Raw genomic sequence first — 19,257 nt, 5'->3', positions numbered from 1 at the left:
CAAACCTACCAGCATGGTCTCATTTCTTACTTATGCAATCTCTCTAAACTCAACTATTTTCGCTTTTCTTAATCCTTCTATAAACAAATAAATTCATATCCAACTACGGGGGCGTACGTTTCCACGTCACCAAACCACATACCACCATGAACTTGTGGTCTGATTGTAATAATATTGTCATTTATTACCACAGTATTCATATTTACGACCCCTTTAACAGTAAATTCTTGCCCTGGGTTAACAACAGGAGGCTCGTAAGTGAAATTAGACGATGGCCAATGCAACTCATTTTGATCATTATCTTGGTGGGTCCAAACTTGTGGTTGGGAGTCGAGCTCTAAAGTATTGGGCGAATCATTTCGATAGGTTACTGACAAAACAAGTGTATCAACAGAAGAGAAATCAAACTGATCGGTCGAATAGGCTGTATATCGATCAGCCAACGAATATGAATAAACAATTTGCGTTGGGCAAGCTTGTAACAGCTGGTTTGAGTCCGAAGCCATAACACTATTTGAAAAAATAATTAACGCAGGTAGGGACAATAGCACTTTTTTAATCATTAGGTACTCCTTTGTATATTGTGTGTGTATTGCAAATTATTTTGCAAACAACCACAGTAAATATCAAATCAGTACCATATGCAACTGTGTTGATTTGTTGATGTGTACTTTAAATCTGATTTTGTGACCGCCTGACTTATTAAAAATTTAAAGAATGAAATTTTTATACAAAACACATTTATATCAGTAAATAATATTAAAAATCAGTAATGTTAATGTAATAAAAAATGTGATACTGACCAGTAAGGTTTATTCATAGATAATCACTAGAGTCATTGTAGTAATAACCAAGGGGAAAGGGTTCAACATTAATGGTAGTCACTCGATCACACTCGGAAATGTGATCCCCTCGGTGTACTTACACCACAGGAATTTTACTGTCGAGTAATCAGAAAAAAGCCCCCTTCGGGACTTTCTAATAATGGCTTATTGAGTAAAGGCTTTTAACACACAGCCTAATGTAAATCATCTTAATTGATTATTAATGGAATCCAATTCAACCAATCTCTGGATATATACAGGCGTCGATAATTTATATTTGTTTAGTGCCTCCTCATTGGTTTGACCACGCTTCACATCTTTCTTAAGCATCCGAAGCTCGTGCTCCATATACCCAAACTATTTATAGTTGCAGGTAGGAAGGGTATAGAAAAATTAACCCTCAGAGGGAGTAAGTATAGAAATAAAATATTTATATCGGCTGCTTATGCTCAATGATGAAAAGAGCGCTGAGTAAGTCAATTTTAGTGAATGAAAAACGGAATAATAATATTTCACATAAATTCTAGTGACATACCTTTCGATTTCAAACGATGATGATCAGATTAATGTTGAACATGGGTGATATTTATGTGTCCATCTACTATTTCTTCAATAAGCAATATCTCAATAAGCAATATCAATTCAGTTAATGAGCATCCCAGACCTCCAACTGGCGGTGAAAATCACTTGCCAAAAAAGATACGGCATATAAAAACTGTTCAGAAAAAATCTGAAATCAATGCCAACGAAATTATAACTAAAATACTGACCAAAGCAAAAGAGGAACAATTAGATCCTGACCTTTATATAGAAACAAAACCAAAATTAAATCCAGAAATTGAACAATTATTACAACGACTATATACAGAACTGGATAAGCAAGATAAATATCAATCACAATTGCTCACACAGAATTTAAAAAGAGAGATGCCATCAGAACTTGGTATGGGTCCCGATTCCAAACGGGCTAAAATGGCTCCTAGTGCTCCCTGTCAAAAACCTGAGTTATCAATGACTGAAATTCAGGTTGCTGGTGATGGACTCTGTTTTTTTAGGGCCATTCTTGTTGATAAAACTCAATGTACGGATTATGCCTCTGAGCAAAAAATAAATGCTCAGGAGATAGAAGGCTTAGTCAAAGACAAATTTAATACTGAGCTAGAATTTGCGCTAAAATCAGCATTGTCTAGTTTAAGAACATTGAATATAAGACAATCACTTATACAGTCTAAGAGTGATGAAGACGTCATCACTTTATTAAATAATAATCTGGCAAAATGGTATTCAGGAACTGAACTCGCCAAGTTATTTAGTCACTCAGCCAATGACCACGATTTTGCAAAGTTTAATGTTTTTTCAGACGTCATCTTTGAGCATTTACATACTCAATTCGACACCAGCAACTTAGTTTATGATGGTCGGAATCACTATGATGTAAAGATTCGTAGGCCTATTGAAAACGCAGCACTGCAGTTGTATTAAGCAGGAGATAAATGGTGTACGTGTAGCGTTTTTTGCTTATACCCAAACCACTTGAAGTGGTATACACGTACACCAATGGTTTACCACATCAAATCATCAGGAACGACGAAATCAGCATATGGGTCATCTTCTTCAGGAAGGGATTCATCCGCGGTTTTATTTTCGATGATACTGTCTTCATCTCGCATAAAGATTTTGTCTGCCACCACTCCAGGAATAACTGCGTAACTCTCTTCATAGCGTGCAATAGCCAGAATGCCTTTACTTAGTTGGTCACGAACCAATGAGTCAACATACAGTGACTTAACCAACTTACCATCAACAAAGTTGTATTTGATCTCACCATTTTTAAGATCCAACTTGTTCATTTCAATCAGCTGTTTTACTTGTGCTTGAATTTCTTTGCTCAATAGCTGTTCTTTCTGCTGTTTGTTGAGCACTTTGTCGCGCTGTTGCTGTTCAATTTTTTTCGCTTCAACCGCTGCTTTCACTTCACGTGCTTGCACGCGAGATTTTTTAGAGCTCTTTTTTGCCTTACTGAGTTTTTTGGCGTTTACCAAACCCGCTTTTAGCATTTGCTCTTGTAGAGATAAAGTTGCCATGATCAATCCAAGTCAATTATTTACCCGTCAGTTTAACGTTTCATGCGTTGCGAATAAAGCAGTCGATGTATCTAAGTCTGTGGCTTCATAGTCCAACTGATAATAACGACAAACAATGCGCAAACCACCAGTGTTGCTCCTAGATGCTGAGCAGCACCTACCAGCGCCAAGCCTAAACCGATAAGAAGGTAATACAACAGACCAAACCACGCACCAGCCGAACCTACTTGCGCTTTGTAGTTCTTTAAAGCTTGGCTAAGTATATTAGGAATACCAATACCAAACCCCATTACGATCAACATCATAGGCAATAAAAACAGAAGGCTGTCGTCCAGCAGGTAAACACCTATCGCCCCACACAACGACATGCTTGCCGCTATTTGTAGCAATATTGGTTGAGAGGCATCCATATCAAGTAGTTTCTTATTGAGTAGGCTACCTAATAATGTCCCTAATGCTAATATCGCACCACTGTAACCAAATATTTGTGGCCCAAAGCCTAACTTTTCAAACAGAAAAGGCCCCTGCAGATAGTATGAGAACAAGAGGATATTAAAACCAGCAACCAGCAGCGCATTACGCCAAATCTTAGTATCAAAAAACATGACTGTTACTAATGCTAAAACTTTGGGTTTGCGAGTATTCTTTGGTTGAGTTTCAGCTAAAGCCACTAAACACGTTAACCATAAAATAACAGCCAACATACTAAGCACCATAAAAACGGCTTGGTAGCCACCCCACTCAGCTAATAAACCACCAGCAGCCATACCCAAAACTGGACTAATCGATAACCCAATACCCATATAGGAAAAGACTTTTGCCAGTGATGCCCCTTCGAAACAGTCACGCAGCATAGTTTGTGTCACCACAGAGCCAACTGCGATGCCAAAAGCACTGATGGCGCGCAGTACCATTAGGTACTCAAACTGTTGCGTTTGCATCGCGCCAAAAGCTGCCAGAGCATAAATCGCAATACCTAACATCATCGTTGTTCGACGGCCAAGATGATCCGATACGATTCCCCAAGTCACTACCCCTAGCGCAAAAGCAGTAAAGTAGACGGATAAGGTTTGGCTGGCGACTGCAATCGGCACACTAAAGCCACGAGCAATATCAGGAAGCGCAGGGCTATAGATTGTTTCAACAATCTGCGGGAACATCATTAGAATGACCATCAGGCCAATGGAAGGCAACGTTTTCATTTTTGTTTTTCTCGTTTTAATCAAAGTTGGGCAGAGTTTACGCAGCTTTGCTATAGTCCCAATAACATAACTAAGACAAAAAACAATAGGATTCAGACATGGCACTGATTAATGAGTCGACTCATTTCGATGCCGACTCCTTAGCGACGGATGTGGTTGGTATCGCAGCACGCATTGGTAAACACGATTCTGGTATGCATAAACACCAAAAGGCGCAATTACTTTATGCACCAATAGGGTGTATGAACATTGTACTGGATGGACAGCTTTGTGTGTTGCCTCCCACACGCGCCGCGTGGATCCCTTCAGGTGTGATGCATTGTGCAAAAATGAATAATGTGGTCGAGTATCGGTCACTCTATTTTGATGAATTAAAAACTCCACGACTGAGCGACAGAGTAAAAATCATTGCCGTCACACCACTGTTGCAAGCACTGATTGAGCGCATGTCAATGTGGCCATGGGATAAACCGAGCGGTGAAATGAAAAACACATGTGCTCTATTTTTTGAAGAGTTAGCAGCGGCACAAGAAGAGCATTTATCGCTGCCAACGCCACTTGACAGCAGGTTAAGCCGCTGGCTAAACATTTTTGTTAAAGGTGAGAGCGTTGCGCCAAGCTTGAATGAACTCAGCCAGCATATCGGTGCCAGCAGTAAAACCATAACACGAATTTTCCTTAAAGATACCGGTATGCCATATCAAGACTGGCGTCAGCAATGGCGACTATTGAAAGCCATTGAGCTACTTGCTCAAGGCCTTCAAGTTAATGATGTCGCCCACCAATTGGAGTTTTCTAGCGATAGCGCGTTTATTGCCTTTTTCAAAAAACAAACCGGCCGCACTCCGCTAAAATACTTAACTGCCAGTACTTGTTGCTAACCTTATTGATCACCGTTTCGCTATTGGCAATATTTAGCGATTAGCAAAAAAGCTTTGTCTGAATTCATAGCGCTTCTGAGCAACATGCTGCGACCATTGCTCTGCTGTAAGAGAGGAAAATTGCGTTTTTCTTTGTTCTGACAATGTGTCATTTAACTGCACCAAAGCTTGCTGGTAGCTTTCTATCTGCTGCGCCTGCACCTTTTCTTCAACTTGACGTTGTACGATTTCACCTCTTTCTTGTTCATTTAAATAAAACTCGGCAAGGCGCTGTTGCAGCTCCCCACGTTGCTCTAACGAAAAATGCTCAGGGATCAGTCGCAGCGCTTGTTCATAACGAGCATTGTTAGTGGAAAGTGAGAAACTATCCCACTGATTTTCATACTGCGTCAGTCGCTGAGTGATATGCTGTGATGCTTCTTCAACAGAAGAATACCCTACGCTTTCATCTTGCAGTTGAGCTAAGTCGTAATAGGCGTATTGATCGGCAAACAGAATGTCAGCTTGTTGTCCCCACACTTGTTGATCAATCGCTTTCACATTAGCAATTTTTTCACCTAACTCTTTATTTTGACTAATAAAGCCCTCGCCAAAAAGAGCATCACGTTGCGTTTGTTTTTGCCAATAGGTTGCAACTAATTCAAACCGTTCTGGCGATAAATTTCCCTGAAGTTGATTCAATTGCAACTCGCAGTTTTGCTGATGACGACATCGCTGCCAAAACTGCTCTATATTCTGCCTCAGCACCCTTCCCTGCGCGGTTTTCAGGTATTCCTCTAGCTGACTCACAGGGTCAGAAGCGTCATTGCCACCTTTGGACAATAGTAATGCTTCATCTTGGTTTTGTGAGGATAGAGCCTTCGTCAAAGACGCTTTGGTTTCACTTAACTGCACTTGAGAAACCACTGCTCGAACTGGCACAACCACAGACTGATCCGGCTTTATCCACCAGTAACTTGCGCTACCCACTAGGGCAACGCAAGTCAATAACCATGCATGACGCATTTAACGAATCTCCGCTTGCACAGGGAAGTGATCCGACAAGTTATAGTGCTGCCACAAACGTTTATCTGTCGTTCTTGGCACTAAGACTGTATTGAGGTTCTGCTCACTCGGTTGGGCAAATTCTTTACTAACAACAACATAATCGAGATATTCCACATTACCATCACCTGATGATGGCTTGCCTGCAAAATCATTAATGCGAGGATCAAAGGTTGATTCAGTGTACCCTGCATAGCTTGGCTCGGTAACCGCAAGATTAGTCAGCATACTTTGGTAGTCATCTGCAAATTTTCGTTTGTTGACATTGAAGTCACCACCATAAATAACCGTATCGCTAGGCGGAATAGCAAGAGATTGGGCAAAACTTCGCATCTGCTTAAATTGACGCTGACGATAATGACGAGCGGTATCCGTATCAAAAGCGGCAGTATGAGTGGCAAATAAGTGATAAGCCTTACCATTTTTTATGATCTCAGCATAGTTAATACCTTTGTCGGCAAAGCAATCGGTTCCTGAGCAATCTGGAAACGCATATTGCCCTTGATTGACGATCGGGTAACGGCTGACGATGGTCACACCACCGTCATAAATATTCAAACCGGGTTTATTCAGCATTTTAGTTTGGTATGGATACTCTTTCGCAAGGTCACGTAAAAATGCGTCTCGCCCTGAGGCAAAGACCTCTTGTAACATTATCGCATCATACCCTTTGACATACTCAGGAATAACGGAAAAACGGTCAGAGATGTGCGATGCAACAACGGGTAACGCCCATACGTTGTAAGTCATCACTTTGAGTGCATTAGCATCTGCATCAGGTTTTGCCTCAATTTTAGTCGGCGTAATGGTGTAATGAATATCATCATATCTCGCTGTACGAGCTGATTTAAAGGCAAGCTCCGCTGGCTGGGTAGTCAATTCCTCAGTTTGGTAACGGTGAATATTTCGGTCATCTTGCCAATGCAGCGAAACATCTTGTGCTTGCACACCATATTCCATTGACGAGTTATACCAATGGCCTTTGACCTTCTGCTGTAATGAAAAGACTTGACCTTGTGGTAAAGTCACTTTGGTCTCAAATTGATAGGTTTTTCCAGAACGGACTCCTTTCCAGCGGTTAAAACTGAGCACCATTTTCGTTTCCCACGGCGCAAGAGTTTCAATGTGCTGCTGCCATTCGCGGCCGAGTTGTAACTTGTCTGTCCCTGTATGGTTAACTTTGATTGACATTGGCATATCAGAGTTATTGGTTAAATAGACATCTGTATCTGCGAAAGAAACTTGAGAGGCAAGAGCTAACCCAACCAACAGGGTACTATTTATTATTTTCATGCGACCATCCTTCATTTGCTGAAAATATAAATGTAACCATCCACATATTAAATATTCATTGAATTAATGCGACATTTTATGTAATTGGATGGATATCACCTAAAAAGTCGAAAATACTGATATGTCACAAATACAGCTACACCGCCATTATTTGATAAAGAGGGACTGATTAGTTTTAAAATACGATCGGAGTGAGCAATGAATCGGAGAAGAGGTAGAGCAGCTCACCTGATATCGATATGGCTAACCTTCTGTGTTCATCATCTTTAATCAACAAAACGAGTTTCTCCCTTATCAATTCTCATTTTCTCGGTATACTGCCCATCCAAAATATTTAAGGGATCAGTTTGTGGTGAGTGATATGTCTGTGATCATTGGTTTATGTAACCCGAAAAGCCCAACCAATGTGGGTGGAGTAATGCGAGCAGCAGGGTGTTACCAAGCTTGCGCGGTACGTTATAGCGGTGAACGCTATGATCGCGCGGTGAAGTTTCAAACCGATACTAAAAATGTCAAAAACAGATTACCACTCACGGCAATGGAAGACATCACGCTAGATTTACCCAGTGACATGAAAATCGTGTGTGTCGAGCTGGCCGAAGGAGCAACGCCCTTACCTGAATTCATTCATCCTGACAAAGCGATTTATGTCTTCGGCCCAGAAGACGGTTCTATTCCGCAAGCCATCGTCAACAAAGCCAGTGATGTGGTTTATGTGCCAACGATCGGTTGCATGAATTTAGCCGCAAGCGTTAACGTATTGCTTTATGACCGATTAGCCAAAGCCAATCTCGATATTGACCATAGCGAACGTATCATTAAGAGCAGAGATGTGAAGAACCGTTTGAAATTTCAACGCGATTAATCTCTCGCCCATTCGTGACGAACCCCATTGTTTTGTTTATCGAAATAGTGGGGGTTAAGTTGCATAAATTGGTCTTTTATTAGCATTGCCGTATCCCAACTGGCGATATCAGCATGCAGCTCAAAGTTATCAACCGTTAAGGTGAATGTCGGCGGTTTTTTCCATACCTGCCTATACAGTTGCGTTTTGCCATCGCCACTGCACACAAATGCGATAGAGTGAGTCGGCCCATTTTTCTCGGTTAAGTGGGCGGGTTGTGATGCATTTGGCTGGCATTCTTGCTCGCGAATAACCACGACTTCAAATTTGTTATCGATCGTCGTATGAGCAAACACGGCGACTTTTTGGCTGATATCTACTCGACGTAAAAGCAATTGGTTGGTGTCATGCGTACGAGCAATTTGTGCACCAAAACCTGCGGGGCTAAAGTGATACCAACTCCAATCGATGTCCATATTCAAATAATGGAGATCACGATATGCTGAGTACCCAATATAAGCGGCACTCGTAAATACCAATGTCACCATCACCGCTAGCAGCTTGTTCATACAGCGTCTTATTACTGAAAACCAAATTGGTGCTATTCTACTCCATATGATTGCTCAGCCAATCTAAAATCTCGGTCAATTTTTCATCTGGCATATCCAGTAGATGGTCACCAACATACCACTCAATCATACTTTGCTGTGGCAACGCGGTGATTTGTGGGTTGCCAATCCATACACCTTGTTCGCTCGCCAGTTTATCACGCATCGCGACTGCGTTTTCATAACTAACCGGTAGATAAATATGGAACATATTGGCTTGCGGTTGCATGGGATTAAGCACAAATTGAGGGTAGCGGCTTAAGATTTGATAAACTTGTTGGGTTCGCTCAAACAACTGCGGCATAGCTGCTATTCGCCGTTCAAACTGCATTGCCGCAGAAACAATATACGGGGTGCGATGATAAACATTACCACCTTGCCGTTTCATCCACATACTGGCGCAATCAAGCAATGGTTTATTTCCTAGCAGCATAGAGCCACCTAACCCATTGATCCCTTTATATAAAGAGACATAGACAGAATCAAAGCCTTGCGCTATTTCTTGGTAAGATTTTTGGTAATAAGCAGCGGCTTCCCACAAACGCGCGCCATCCATATGCAAATGTATTTTCTGCTCGTGGCAGTACTCTTTGATTTCCTGTAATTGCTGCCAAGTCGGTAATTGTCCACCAATTTCACGCATGGGCAACTCGTATAGCACGGCGGCAATATCATCTGGCCACTGTTTAAGATCTTTTAAGGTCCATGGACGAAACATGTCGCCAATCGTCAAAATATTAAAACGATTTTGCAGTTGGTAACCCTGTCTTTCATGACGAAAGATATGACTAGACTCATGCATAGCAACCAGAGAATTATTTTTCTGGTCGCACACTAACTGCAACACAGTGGGCTGAGTCATGGTACCGGAGATAACAAACAGCCCCGCTTCAAAACCCAATAATTGGGCAAGTTGCTGTTCGAACTGCTGAATCAATAAGCCTTCACCATACACATCATGCTCAATGTCATTTTCCAAGCACCAAGTCGACATATTTGCAAACAGCTCTGCTGGGCTGGGCTCTCGGTTGCCAGCAATGAAAGTGTGACACTGTTGACGTAATTCTTGGGCCATCTTATTTCCTTATTCTTTTGACATAAATACGGTTAACCACAATAACATCGACGATAGTGAACGCAACCTACACCGCAACCAGTCCCAGTGCGGAGTATTTTATCGATAAAAATTTTTCATTATCGATAGATAGACTTTGTTGATTCTCGAACAATTAAATCAATCGGCGGCAGCCGCGCATCATGCTTTTCCCCACTGAGTAAATTGAGTATTGAGTGCGCGCAAACAGCACCGATTTCTTCTATAGGTTGGCGTAACGTCGTTAATGCAGGGGTAAAGTATTGCGATACCGGTAAATCGTCAAACCCTATCACCGAAACATCTTCAGGCACTCTCAAACCGTGATCAGTTAAGGCTTTAATGGCTCCATAAGCCGTTTGATCGTTGGCGGCAAAAATGGCGGAAAAATGTATTTTCGATTGCAGTAATTCAGCGGTTTTTTCATAGCCAGTTTCTGAACTAAAATCACCTTGCTTAACCAGCTTGGGCATCGGTTTAATACCCGCTTCTCGCAGTGCTTTTTTATACCCGTCGAAGCGAGCGGTCGAGTCAGGTTGATTCGACAACCCTTTAATATGCGCAATATTGACGTGCCCTTGCTGCAATAAGTGCAACGTTGCTATATAGCCACCGAGCACATTGTCGACATTGATACAGCGAACGTTATTACCAACAATATGGTGCCCAACCGCAATAATAGGAATGGATTCTGAATATTTTAGTATTTGCTCACTTTTCAAACTGCCAGTGACAATGATCATGCCATCAACATGGCTTCGAGTGAGGTATTCAATTGCATGAACTTCTAATTTTTTTTGCCACTGTCCCGTTGCTATCAACATTGAGTAACCCTTCGCCATCAACACTTTTTCCATATCGTTCAAAATACGGCTGGTATGGGGGCTTTCTGCATGCTGCACTAAAACACCGATGGTCATCGAACGTTTATTTTCTTGTCGCTGAATAGAGTAATTGGGTTTATACCCCAGCGCCTTTATCGCCTGCTCAATATTCTGACTTTTCTCGTCTGATACATAAGTGGTGCGATTTAAATAGCGAGAAACGGAGCTGGCAGACACACTGGCAAGTTTAGCAACATCATAAACGGTCGGTGCTTTTTTAGATTTGGTCATGATAATAAGCTCTAAAGGGTAATTCCTTCTCGTCAACGAGAAGGAATTAATAGTTCTATCTATAGCGTATCCCAACAGATGTTGGCGAGCACGAACTTACACTCTCCATGTGTGAATAATGAGAAGGGCGTGTCGAGATGGCTAAAACTTAGCCCTTGTTGTGAAAAATGCGTACATGGAATACGGACATGAACAAAGGTTTCACTTTCGACTGTGAAATATTCACTGACATCCACTTTTAGCAGATTGTCAATGTCACCCATACGCCCTGGAACAGCCGAACGTTGCACAGCCAGATACATAGGCTCAGTCGCCGCGTTCAGCACCTTAATTTCAAAACTGATCACGCCTTGCTCATTATCATAATGGCTGAAATCTTCGGCATGCCCTAATCCAGTTTGCGCGTAGACCATAGATCCACCACCCATCATGTCTATCTCAACCGCATCTTGCTGCTGTTGGTAGTTGTATGGTCTGGTATTTAATGTGCTGAGTTTCATCACATTATTGCGCGAAACATCGGTACCCATCCAATGATCGGCATCTGAAACCTTAAGCTGATAATCACCAATGGTTGCCATGATGCCATAGAGATGCTCGGCATGCGTTGCTCGCGTTTTAGCTTCGGTTGGGTCGATATCCAGATCAAGGTTATCCAGATCGCGAGTCTGCTTTTTGTCACTGTAGTCAAGCCCATAGCCATATTCAAATAACGGAGCGTGTTCTCCCAATGGTGACTGTTCGCACTCTGGCACTACATAATTGGGAATATGTCGAGGAATGCGGTTTACGCACGCACTGCGCTTTTTATTTGGCCAACTGAACGATAACGTACCGGTAAAATCATAGTTCGCTTCACCGTCAGCATTCGCGATCAATACATCAGTAATACCCCGCCCTTCACTACCGGGGAGAAACGCAGCGACAAACGCTTCAGACAAAGCAATTTCTTCATTAACAAACAGCGGGCGACCACTAAAGAATATCGAGACGACTTTCACACCACGTTGATGCAGCGCTTTAATTTTTTCACTGTCAGCGCGGTAACTGCGTTTTAATGTCGAAAACTCTAACGATTGCCACGCTTTAATGTCACCCATCATTTCAGAATAGGGGTCCTCACCAAACACCACTAGCGCGATATCTCCAGCTTGGTATTCACTGGTCAGTTCTGGATCGTAGCATACATTTTGCTGACCCAATTCCGCCTCTAACGCCATTTTCACCGTGGTTGCACCAGGAAAATCCGCTAAGCAGTTTTCATCACCCTGCCAAGTTAAATTCCATCCACCAGACTGTTTTTGTAAGTCATTAGCACCACTGCCCGTCAATAATATTTTGCGGCCACGTTTTAGTGGCAAAATGGATCCCTTATTTTTCAAAAGCACCATAGATTGACGTACTGCTTGACGCGCAATAGCGCGATGTTCTGCACTGCCAATGAGTGATTGATTTCCAGCTAAAGCACGCACAGAGGGATGAGGTTTATGCCATAATCCAGCACGCATTTTTACCCGCAAAATGCGAGTAACAGCATCATCAATGCGGCTCATGCTAATCACACCGCTTTTAGCATCGCTTACCGCTTGATGATAAACCGACTGCCAGTGTTCGCGGATCGGAATCATCAAAATATCATTGCCCGCGTTGATCGCGTAAGTCGCATTGCCGTCAGTGCATTTGCTGATTTCAGAATGACCATGCCAGTCGGTCACTACCAATCCATCAAAACCCATTTTTTCTTTAAGAACGTCTGTCAGTAAGTACTTACTACCGTGGATCTTAAAATTGTAATCACTTTGTGTTTGCGGCGAGTGGTCGTAGTTCGCCGCATTATCCCAAGTATTAAAAGAAGACATCACCACTTGCGCGCCCGCATTTAAGCCACTGAAGTAGCCCATAGCGTGAATATTACACAATAAATCTTCACTGTAGATATTAGTCCCACGATCAACACCGTTGATTGTGCCGCCGTCACCAACCCAATGTTTCACATTCGAGATCACATGATGCTCACCTTGCAGATCAGTTGCATCACCTTGTAAACCGACCACCATTTCACTGGCGTAAGCATAGGTAACTTCAGGGTCTTCCGAATACCCTTCATATACGCGGCCCCAACGTAAATCACGTGGCGTTGCAACCGTTGGAGCGAACGTCCAATCAATGCCCGTTGCTGCAATTTCTATCGCGGTAATACGACCGATTTTACGAATAAGAGCGGTATCGCGCGCGCAGCCAAGGCCGATATTATGCGGAAATACAGTGGCACCATACACGTTATTATGACCGTGAACCGCGTCCGTTCCCCACATAAAGGGAATATTGAATGGGCGTCCTGCAAACGCTTTTTGCGCAGCAAACCAATATTCATCGGCTTTAGCAACCCACTCACTAACAGGTGCATGTTTGTTATTGTTCGGCCATGAGCCACCGCCATTCAATACCGTGCCTATTTTGTATTGAATGATCTCTTGAGCAGTAATATCGCGAATTTCTGGCTGAATCATTTGGCCGATTTTTTCTTCCAGGGTCATTAAGCTGACAATTCTTGCGACTTCTTGCTCGATGGCAGGGTTGCTTTTAATCGCCGATTCAATTTTTGGCCAAGTATCAAAATAAGGAGCTTTGCTGATTGTTGTCATCGCCTTTACCTCTATTAAAAACTAGCCAATGAGTTTTCACTCAAGGCATCAAAGAGGTGAATTGCATCCAAATCGAGGTAAAGCGTAACATCACTCACATCCAGTTCCGCCGCCTGAGTTTCAACCATCAAAGGTTGGTCTGCAATTTGTGTTTTTAGCAAAATGCTCGCACCCAGTAGCTCTTTATCTTTAATTTTGACCGGAATTGGCAACACGCGATCGTGATTCACTTGCTCGGCTCGTAGATGAATATCAGTTGGACGAACGCCAAAATGCAGTGCAAGGTTTTTTGATGCATGCGCTTTGAAACGCTCTGGCAATGGGATCAGCGTTTCGCCAAGTTTGATCAACCACTCGCCATTTTGTTGAACTAATTGCGCATCCAACATGTTCATTGAAGGGTTGCCGATAAACTGCGCAACAAATTTATTCGCAGGGCGTTGAAATACTTCGGTCGGTGTACCAACTTGCGCGACATAGCCATCTTTAAGAATGACGATACGATCAGCTAATGTCATCGCTTCAATTTGGTCATGGGTGACATAAATAGTGGTGGTTTTGAGTTCGCGGTGCAATTGTTTGATCTCCTCACGCATCACCCCACGTAATTTCGCATCAAGGTTAGAAAGCGGCTCGTCAAACAGGAAGACTTTCGGTGTGCGGACCATGGCACGCCCCATCGCCACACGCTGACGCTGCCCACCAGAGAGCTCTTTTGGCTTACGATCAAGTAGTGGATCTAATTCCAACATTTTTGTCGCTTTACGCACTTCAGTATCAATATCTGCTTTTGACATGCCTTTTAGCTTCAGCGCGAACGCAATATTCTCATATACGCTCATGTGCGGGTATAGCGCGTAACTTTGAAACACCATTGCCAGGTCACGGTCTTTGGCATCTATTTTATTCATCAGCTTGTCGCCAACGTAAATATCACCCGATGTGATCGACTCTAAACCCGCCAACATACGTAGTGTGGTCGATTTACCACAACCAGATGGACCAAGAAACACCACAAATTCGCCATCCTTAACCGTAAAATCAAAGTGCTTCACAACATCCACATTGCCAAATGATTTCTTAATATTCTTAAATTCTACTTTTGCCATGATTTGTTCTCCTTCGTGTGCTGCTCGTTCAGCGAGACTGCTCCAGCACACGCAATTAAATTGTCTATTAAAAGCCGATTAACCTTTTACTGCGCCGGATGTCAGACCGCTGATCATCTGTTTGGAAGCAAACAGATAAATGGTCACCAGTGGCAATATGGAAATAGTGGTGCCGAGCATTACAGCGCCCCATGGCGTATTCGGAATACCTTGCACACTGCGTAGTGCTTGAGTAATGACGTAATTTTCTGGCGACGTCAGTACCACTAACGGGTTCATAAAACTGTTCCAAAAGAAAACAAATTGCACGATAGCCAAAGTGGCAAGTGCTGGTTTCATCAAGGGTAAAACCACACTCCAGTAAGTACGAAACTCTCCCGCGCCATCAAGTTTTGCCGCTTCCAACAACTCTTTAGGAATGGATGCCATCACGTGTTGACGCATTAAGAAAATCCCAAACGGAGTGGTCGTAAACGGAAGCCAAACCGCCATGTGGTTATCCATCAAACCCAAGAATTTGACGATCATAAAGTAAGGGATCAAGCTCAATACTGGTGGGATCATCATTGAAGCCACCAACATACCGAACAGGGCGTTTTTACCTTTGAATTTGAATACCGCGAACGCGTATCCTCCCATGCTACAAAACAGTAATGAGATGGTGGTCCCTAAAAATGCAATGTAGATAGAGTTAAACATCGCCTGCCAAAATGGCATGATCTCCAAAAGCTTCGCATAATTGATCGCTAAGCTATCCCCAATAGCAAAACTAATACCCGAACCAAAAATTTCGGTACGGTCGCGGGTAGAAAGCAGTGCCGACCATAGAAATGGGAAGACCGTAATTAACGCTGACACAATCAACACCACGGCCAGCATAGCCATCGCAATTTTGGTGATAATTTCGATACTGCGATCGCTTGGTTTTAAAGCGTGAATCGACATGGTATTACTCCCCTAACCCTTTCTTACCAAAGAAGAAAAATTGAACAGCGGTACACATAGCAATCAATGCAAATAACAACCATGAAATCGCTGAAGCTGTACCCATTTCTAACCATTCCCAACCCACTTTGTAGAGATACATTGAAATCGTTAAACCAGCTTGACCCACACCACCCGTACCACGGGTTAATACAAACGGTTCTTCAAACAGCTGTAAGTTACCGATAATGGTCATGGTGACGGCAAAGAATACAAATGGGCGAATCATAGGCAGGGAGATGTTCCAGAAACGGCGGAAGGCGTTGGCACCATCCATACGTGCCGCTTCTAAGATATCTTTAGGAATTGTCATCAAACCGGTAGTGTAAAGTACGATGTTGAAACCGGTATATTTCCAGAACACCATGATAGCAATAGAAGGTTTTATCATGGTTGCATCATCTAACCAGCGAATGGGTTGATAGTCATTGACCCATGAAAAGGCCCAACCAAGTAGCGAGCTATCGGCTAGTGCCACCAGGCTTTGGTTGATGATGCCAGAATTAGGCGAATACATATTGAAGAAAATGAGTGAAGCCGCCACCGTTGAGGTAATGAACGGTAAGAAATAGGCTGACGTTAACCAATGACGCAGACGATCACCTAATGACACCAAAATATACGCCACAGGAATAGCCACTAAATGCTGCGCTACACCTGAGGTGATCGCAAGCCATAATGTATTGCTTAGTGAGCGCCATAACCAGGGGTCGGTTAATGCAATTTCATAGTTCTCAAACCCAACGTAACTCATGGCAGCAACCCCTTCGACAGGGTTCCATTCATGAAAAGACAAATACACCGAAAATAGGAGTGGAAACACTCCAAAAACAGAAAAAATAATCAAAAACGGCAATAGGAATCCATACGGTGTAAGCGCTTTCAAACTCAGGCGAGAAAAAAAACTGTGCGCAGATGATGTTTCCATGGCGTTGCTCGTAGCTTGATTCATAGTAACGACCTCTTACCTAGAGACATGAAATCATGTCTCTATTAACTTGCTTTGATGAACCACCAGTTTTGCTGGTGGTTCTTTTAACTCACAATGAGTAATTACATATTACGTGTGCGACGCTTAATAAGACGTTCTGCATCTTTAAGCGCTGTTTTAATGTCTTTGCCTTCATCCAACACTTCCATCAGTGCGTTTTCTAAGATGATAGAACGAGCCACATGGTCACCTTTTGCGGGCGAAACAGGTTTGATGTTTTTCGCTACATCAGCAAACAATAGACGTGCTTTTTGCCCACCAAGAAATTCAATATCTTGGTTGAACATTGGGTCATCATAAGTCGTAATGTTTGATGGGAAAGCTGCAATAGTTTCAAACGCTTTTAGTTGAACATCACGCTGAGTTGTCATGTATTCAATCAACTTCCATGCTTCGTCTTGGTGCTTCGACTGAGTAGGAATAGAAAGAAATGAACCGCCCCAACTGCCGTAAATACCATCAGGTAAGTGTGAAACTGCCCATTTGCCCGATGTATCTGGAGCAATCCAATTTTTCAAATGACCAAGTAACCATGCACCGGAAAGTTGAGTCGCAAAAGTGCCGTTGCGGAAACCCTCATACCATTCGTTTGACCATGCCAAAATGCGCCCATCTAACCCTTTGTCACGAATCTCCTTGGCCACTTCAAAGGCATGAACGAAACGATCAGATGTGACTACAGAGTTACCGTCTTTATCAAAGTACAACCCCTCACCTTCTGGCACTGTGGTAAAGATGATTGCTTGTGCCACGTCAGCGGCTGATGCAATCAACTGAACATTTTGCTTTTTCAGCGCTTCACCAGCCTTGATATAAGAATCCCAATCTTTGATCGCTTCATTAATATCAACACCTGCTTTTTCAAACACATCGGTGCGGTAATACATAACACCAGGGCCAAGGTCGACCGGAATACCGTACATATTGCCATCTGCACCTTTACCTTGTGTCCACGCGTAAGGTGCAAAACTTTCTTGGAACTTGTCTGCCCCATATTTTTCAGACAAGTTAACCAAGCCACCAGAAGCAACGAAAGGACCGATTTTTTCGACATCCACAACGATGACATCACCGGCTCCTGACCCTGTTGCTAAGTTAGTGGTTAATTTGGTGTGATGGTCACCGTGGTTATTCATTAAATAATCCACTTTGATGCCAGTCTTCTGCTCAAAATCGGGGAGCAGCACTTTCAAACTACTATCAAAGTCTGGAAAACCGTCAAAACGAATATTGGTATCGGCAGCGTGTGCAAGTGAAGCAAGTCCTAGAGCCACGGCGCTGGACAGCGCTAAGGTCTTAAATTTCATGATTCATCCTTAATATCTTTATTGTTAGGTTTATAGGGTACTAATTACATTTTTGACTGACTCTCGCACCACCAATGAAGGTGATAACTTGAAGTCTACGTCACGTTTGCTCTTGTGCAGTTTTTGAATAACGAGCTGAACCGCTTCTAAGCTCATTTGTTCAAGGGGAAAATTAACGGTGGTTAAAGCCGGTGTCAGATAGCGAGCAAACAAAATATTGTCAAAGCCGACCAATGAAATATCATTGGGAATTTGCATTCCAACGCGACGCAACTCTTCAAAGGCACCGAATGCCATATGATCATTGGATGCAAACACGGCGCTAAATTCACACTGACGCATCAGCAATTTACGCATAGCTTTCACACCTGACTCTTCGGTAAAACCAGCCTCAGAAACCAGCGCTTCATCATACTCAAGCCCGGCCTCCTCTAATGCTTTACGATAGCCTTGCAAACGGCCACGGGCATCCGATTTCTCTAATGGTCCTGTAATGCAAGCAATGCGTTTATGACCTTGATTGAGCAAATGTTGTGTCGCTAAAAAACCGCCCAACTCGTTATCAATATCAATACAACTGCACGCTATTTCAGGAATAAAGCGATTGACCAACACCAGATTGATGCCCTGTTGATCCAATTCAATCAAGTAATCATCGGTCAGGTTCTGCGTATGAAGAATAAGGGCATCGACACGGCGACCTATTAAAAATTGTACCGATTCTTTCTGACCTTGCTCGGTGTTGGAACCAGCAGTAACCACAACGTGATAACCAAACTTACGCAGTTGCTCTTCAATATTATGCAAAATACTGGAATAAAACGGGCCACCTAGCTCTGGCACAATCACACCGATACTTCCTGTGCGGCTAGAAGCTAAAGCTTGAGCAATAGAATTCGGGCGATAGCCGAGATCTTTAATTGCTTTTTCAACTTTGAGTTTTTTGTCGTGGCTGACGCGGCTCGTACCATTGATGACTCGCGACACCGTTGCTTGCGACACACCCGCATGTTCAGACACATCTTTTATCGTCGCCACATTTGCTCCAGTTCATTATTGATAGAAAAAACACGAAACCGCTTTCATGGAGCAATTATTAGAGATCCCACCTTGCTTTAGCGTGAGTAAAGTCACAGCAAAACAGGCATAAAAATGACAATTATCTAAATATTGAAAGTGACAGCAGTTTCACGATGAGCCATGAAACTGTTTCATGGTACAAATACTTTTGCA

Annotated in this window: 17 protein-coding genes; 3 read left to right on the top strand and 14 right to left on the bottom strand. The window is 42.8% G+C overall.

The annotated features are described in order from the left end of the window. Window positions 1-77: 77 nt before the first annotated feature. A complete protein-coding gene (locus tag MCT08_RS14760; protein WP_274678750.1) occupies window positions 78-563 on the bottom strand; it encodes a hypothetical protein in 486 nt (161 codons plus the stop codon). 849 nt (window positions 564-1,412) lie between these two features. Here MCT08_RS14760 and MCT08_RS14755 point away from each other — a divergent pair. Next, window positions 1,413-2,306 (top strand): hypothetical protein, encoded by an 894-nt coding sequence (locus tag MCT08_RS14755; protein ID WP_274678749.1) that lies wholly within the window; start codon window positions 1,413-1,415, stop codon window positions 2,304-2,306. 80 nt (window positions 2,307-2,386) lie between these two features. On the opposite strand, the gene MCT08_RS14750 is transcribed toward MCT08_RS14755, so the two are convergent. Both MCT08_RS14750 and MCT08_RS14745 read right to left on the bottom strand, forming a co-directional pair. After that, on the bottom strand, window positions 2,387-2,908 hold the full coding sequence (locus MCT08_RS14750; protein ID WP_053311701.1) for a DUF2058 domain-containing protein: 522 nt from the start codon (window positions 2,906-2,908) through the stop codon (window positions 2,387-2,389). 71 nt (window positions 2,909-2,979) lie between these two features. Beyond that, window positions 2,980-4,110 carry an MFS transporter gene (locus MCT08_RS14745; RefSeq protein ID WP_274678748.1) on the bottom strand — a complete coding sequence of 377 codons (1,131 nt, stop codon included), beginning with the start codon at window positions 4,108-4,110 and terminating at the stop codon, window positions 2,980-2,982. Between the two features lie 98 nt (window positions 4,111-4,208). Between MCT08_RS14745 and MCT08_RS14740 the strand changes: the two genes are divergently transcribed. Continuing rightward, complete coding sequence (locus MCT08_RS14740; protein WP_261916679.1) at window positions 4,209-4,991, top strand: AraC family transcriptional regulator; 783 nt, start codon at window positions 4,209-4,211, stop codon at window positions 4,989-4,991. 33 nt (window positions 4,992-5,024) lie between these two features. Here MCT08_RS14740 and MCT08_RS14735 read toward each other — a convergent pair whose 3' ends face one another. Further along, window positions 5,025-5,996 (bottom strand): hypothetical protein, encoded by a 972-nt coding sequence (locus MCT08_RS14735; RefSeq protein ID WP_274678747.1) that lies wholly within the window; start codon window positions 5,994-5,996, stop codon window positions 5,025-5,027. After that, window positions 5,997-7,328 (bottom strand): sphingomyelin phosphodiesterase, encoded by a 1,332-nt coding sequence (locus tag MCT08_RS14730; protein ID WP_274673138.1) that lies wholly within the window; start codon window positions 7,326-7,328, stop codon window positions 5,997-5,999. Between the two features lie 352 nt (window positions 7,329-7,680). On the opposite strand from MCT08_RS14730, the gene MCT08_RS14725 reads away from it, so the two are divergent. After that, the gene (locus MCT08_RS14725; protein WP_373682313.1) at window positions 7,681-8,193 is read left to right on the top strand and encodes an RNA methyltransferase; all 513 of its coding nucleotides are present in this window, start codon (window positions 7,681-7,683) and stop codon (window positions 8,191-8,193) included. On the opposite strand, the gene MCT08_RS14720 is transcribed toward MCT08_RS14725, so the two are convergent. The 9 genes from MCT08_RS14720 to MCT08_RS14680 all read right to left on the bottom strand — a co-directional run bounded on the left by MCT08_RS14720 (window position 8,190) and on the right by MCT08_RS14680 (window position 19,062). Next, window positions 8,190-8,741 (bottom strand): hypothetical protein, encoded by a 552-nt coding sequence (locus MCT08_RS14720; RefSeq protein ID WP_053311696.1) that lies wholly within the window; start codon window positions 8,739-8,741, stop codon window positions 8,190-8,192. The two genes, MCT08_RS14725 and MCT08_RS14720, sit on opposite strands and share 4 nt — an antisense overlap. Before the next feature lie 37 nt (window positions 8,742-8,778). Continuing rightward, complete coding sequence (locus tag MCT08_RS14715; protein WP_274678746.1) at window positions 8,779-9,855, bottom strand: threonine aldolase family protein; 1,077 nt, start codon at window positions 9,853-9,855, stop codon at window positions 8,779-8,781. 119 nt (window positions 9,856-9,974) lie between these two features. Then, complete coding sequence (locus MCT08_RS14710; protein WP_171822935.1) at window positions 9,975-10,991, bottom strand: substrate-binding domain-containing protein; 1,017 nt, start codon at window positions 10,989-10,991, stop codon at window positions 9,975-9,977. Between the two features lie 56 nt (window positions 10,992-11,047). Beyond that, window positions 11,048-13,633 carry a glycoside hydrolase family 3 protein gene (locus tag MCT08_RS14705; protein ID WP_274678745.1) on the bottom strand — a complete coding sequence of 862 codons (2,586 nt, stop codon included), beginning with the start codon at window positions 13,631-13,633 and terminating at the stop codon, window positions 11,048-11,050. 14 nt (window positions 13,634-13,647) lie between these two features. Next, window positions 13,648-14,742 (bottom strand): ABC transporter ATP-binding protein, encoded by a 1,095-nt coding sequence (locus tag MCT08_RS14700; protein ID WP_176313230.1) that lies wholly within the window; start codon window positions 14,740-14,742, stop codon window positions 13,648-13,650. Between the two features lie 78 nt (window positions 14,743-14,820). After that, window positions 14,821-15,687: a carbohydrate ABC transporter permease gene (locus tag MCT08_RS14695; RefSeq protein ID WP_053311691.1), complete on the bottom strand. Its 867-nt coding sequence runs from the start codon at window positions 15,685-15,687 to the stop codon at window positions 14,821-14,823. 4 nt (window positions 15,688-15,691) lie between these two features. Beyond that, window positions 15,692-16,678: a carbohydrate ABC transporter permease gene (locus MCT08_RS14690; RefSeq protein WP_053311690.1), complete on the bottom strand. Its 987-nt coding sequence runs from the start codon at window positions 16,676-16,678 to the stop codon at window positions 15,692-15,694. A gap of 101 nt (window positions 16,679-16,779) precedes the next feature. After that, window positions 16,780-18,024, bottom strand: a complete 1,245-nt coding sequence (locus tag MCT08_RS14685) for an ABC transporter substrate-binding protein (RefSeq protein ID WP_176312295.1) — start codon at window positions 18,022-18,024, stop codon at window positions 16,780-16,782. A gap of 30 nt (window positions 18,025-18,054) precedes the next feature. After that, a complete protein-coding gene (locus MCT08_RS14680; protein ID WP_171375540.1) occupies window positions 18,055-19,062 on the bottom strand; it encodes a LacI family DNA-binding transcriptional regulator in 1,008 nt (335 codons plus the stop codon). Window positions 19,063-19,257: the final 195 nt, after the last annotated feature.

The sequence above is a fragment of the Vibrio aestuarianus genome (genome assembly GCF_028858425.1).
In the GTDB taxonomy this organism is placed as follows: Bacteria; Pseudomonadota; Gammaproteobacteria; order Enterobacterales; family Vibrionaceae; genus Vibrio; species Vibrio aestuarianus.
The sequence above is the reverse complement of the archived record's forward strand: the minus strand, read 5'-3'. Positions and strand labels throughout refer to the sequence as shown.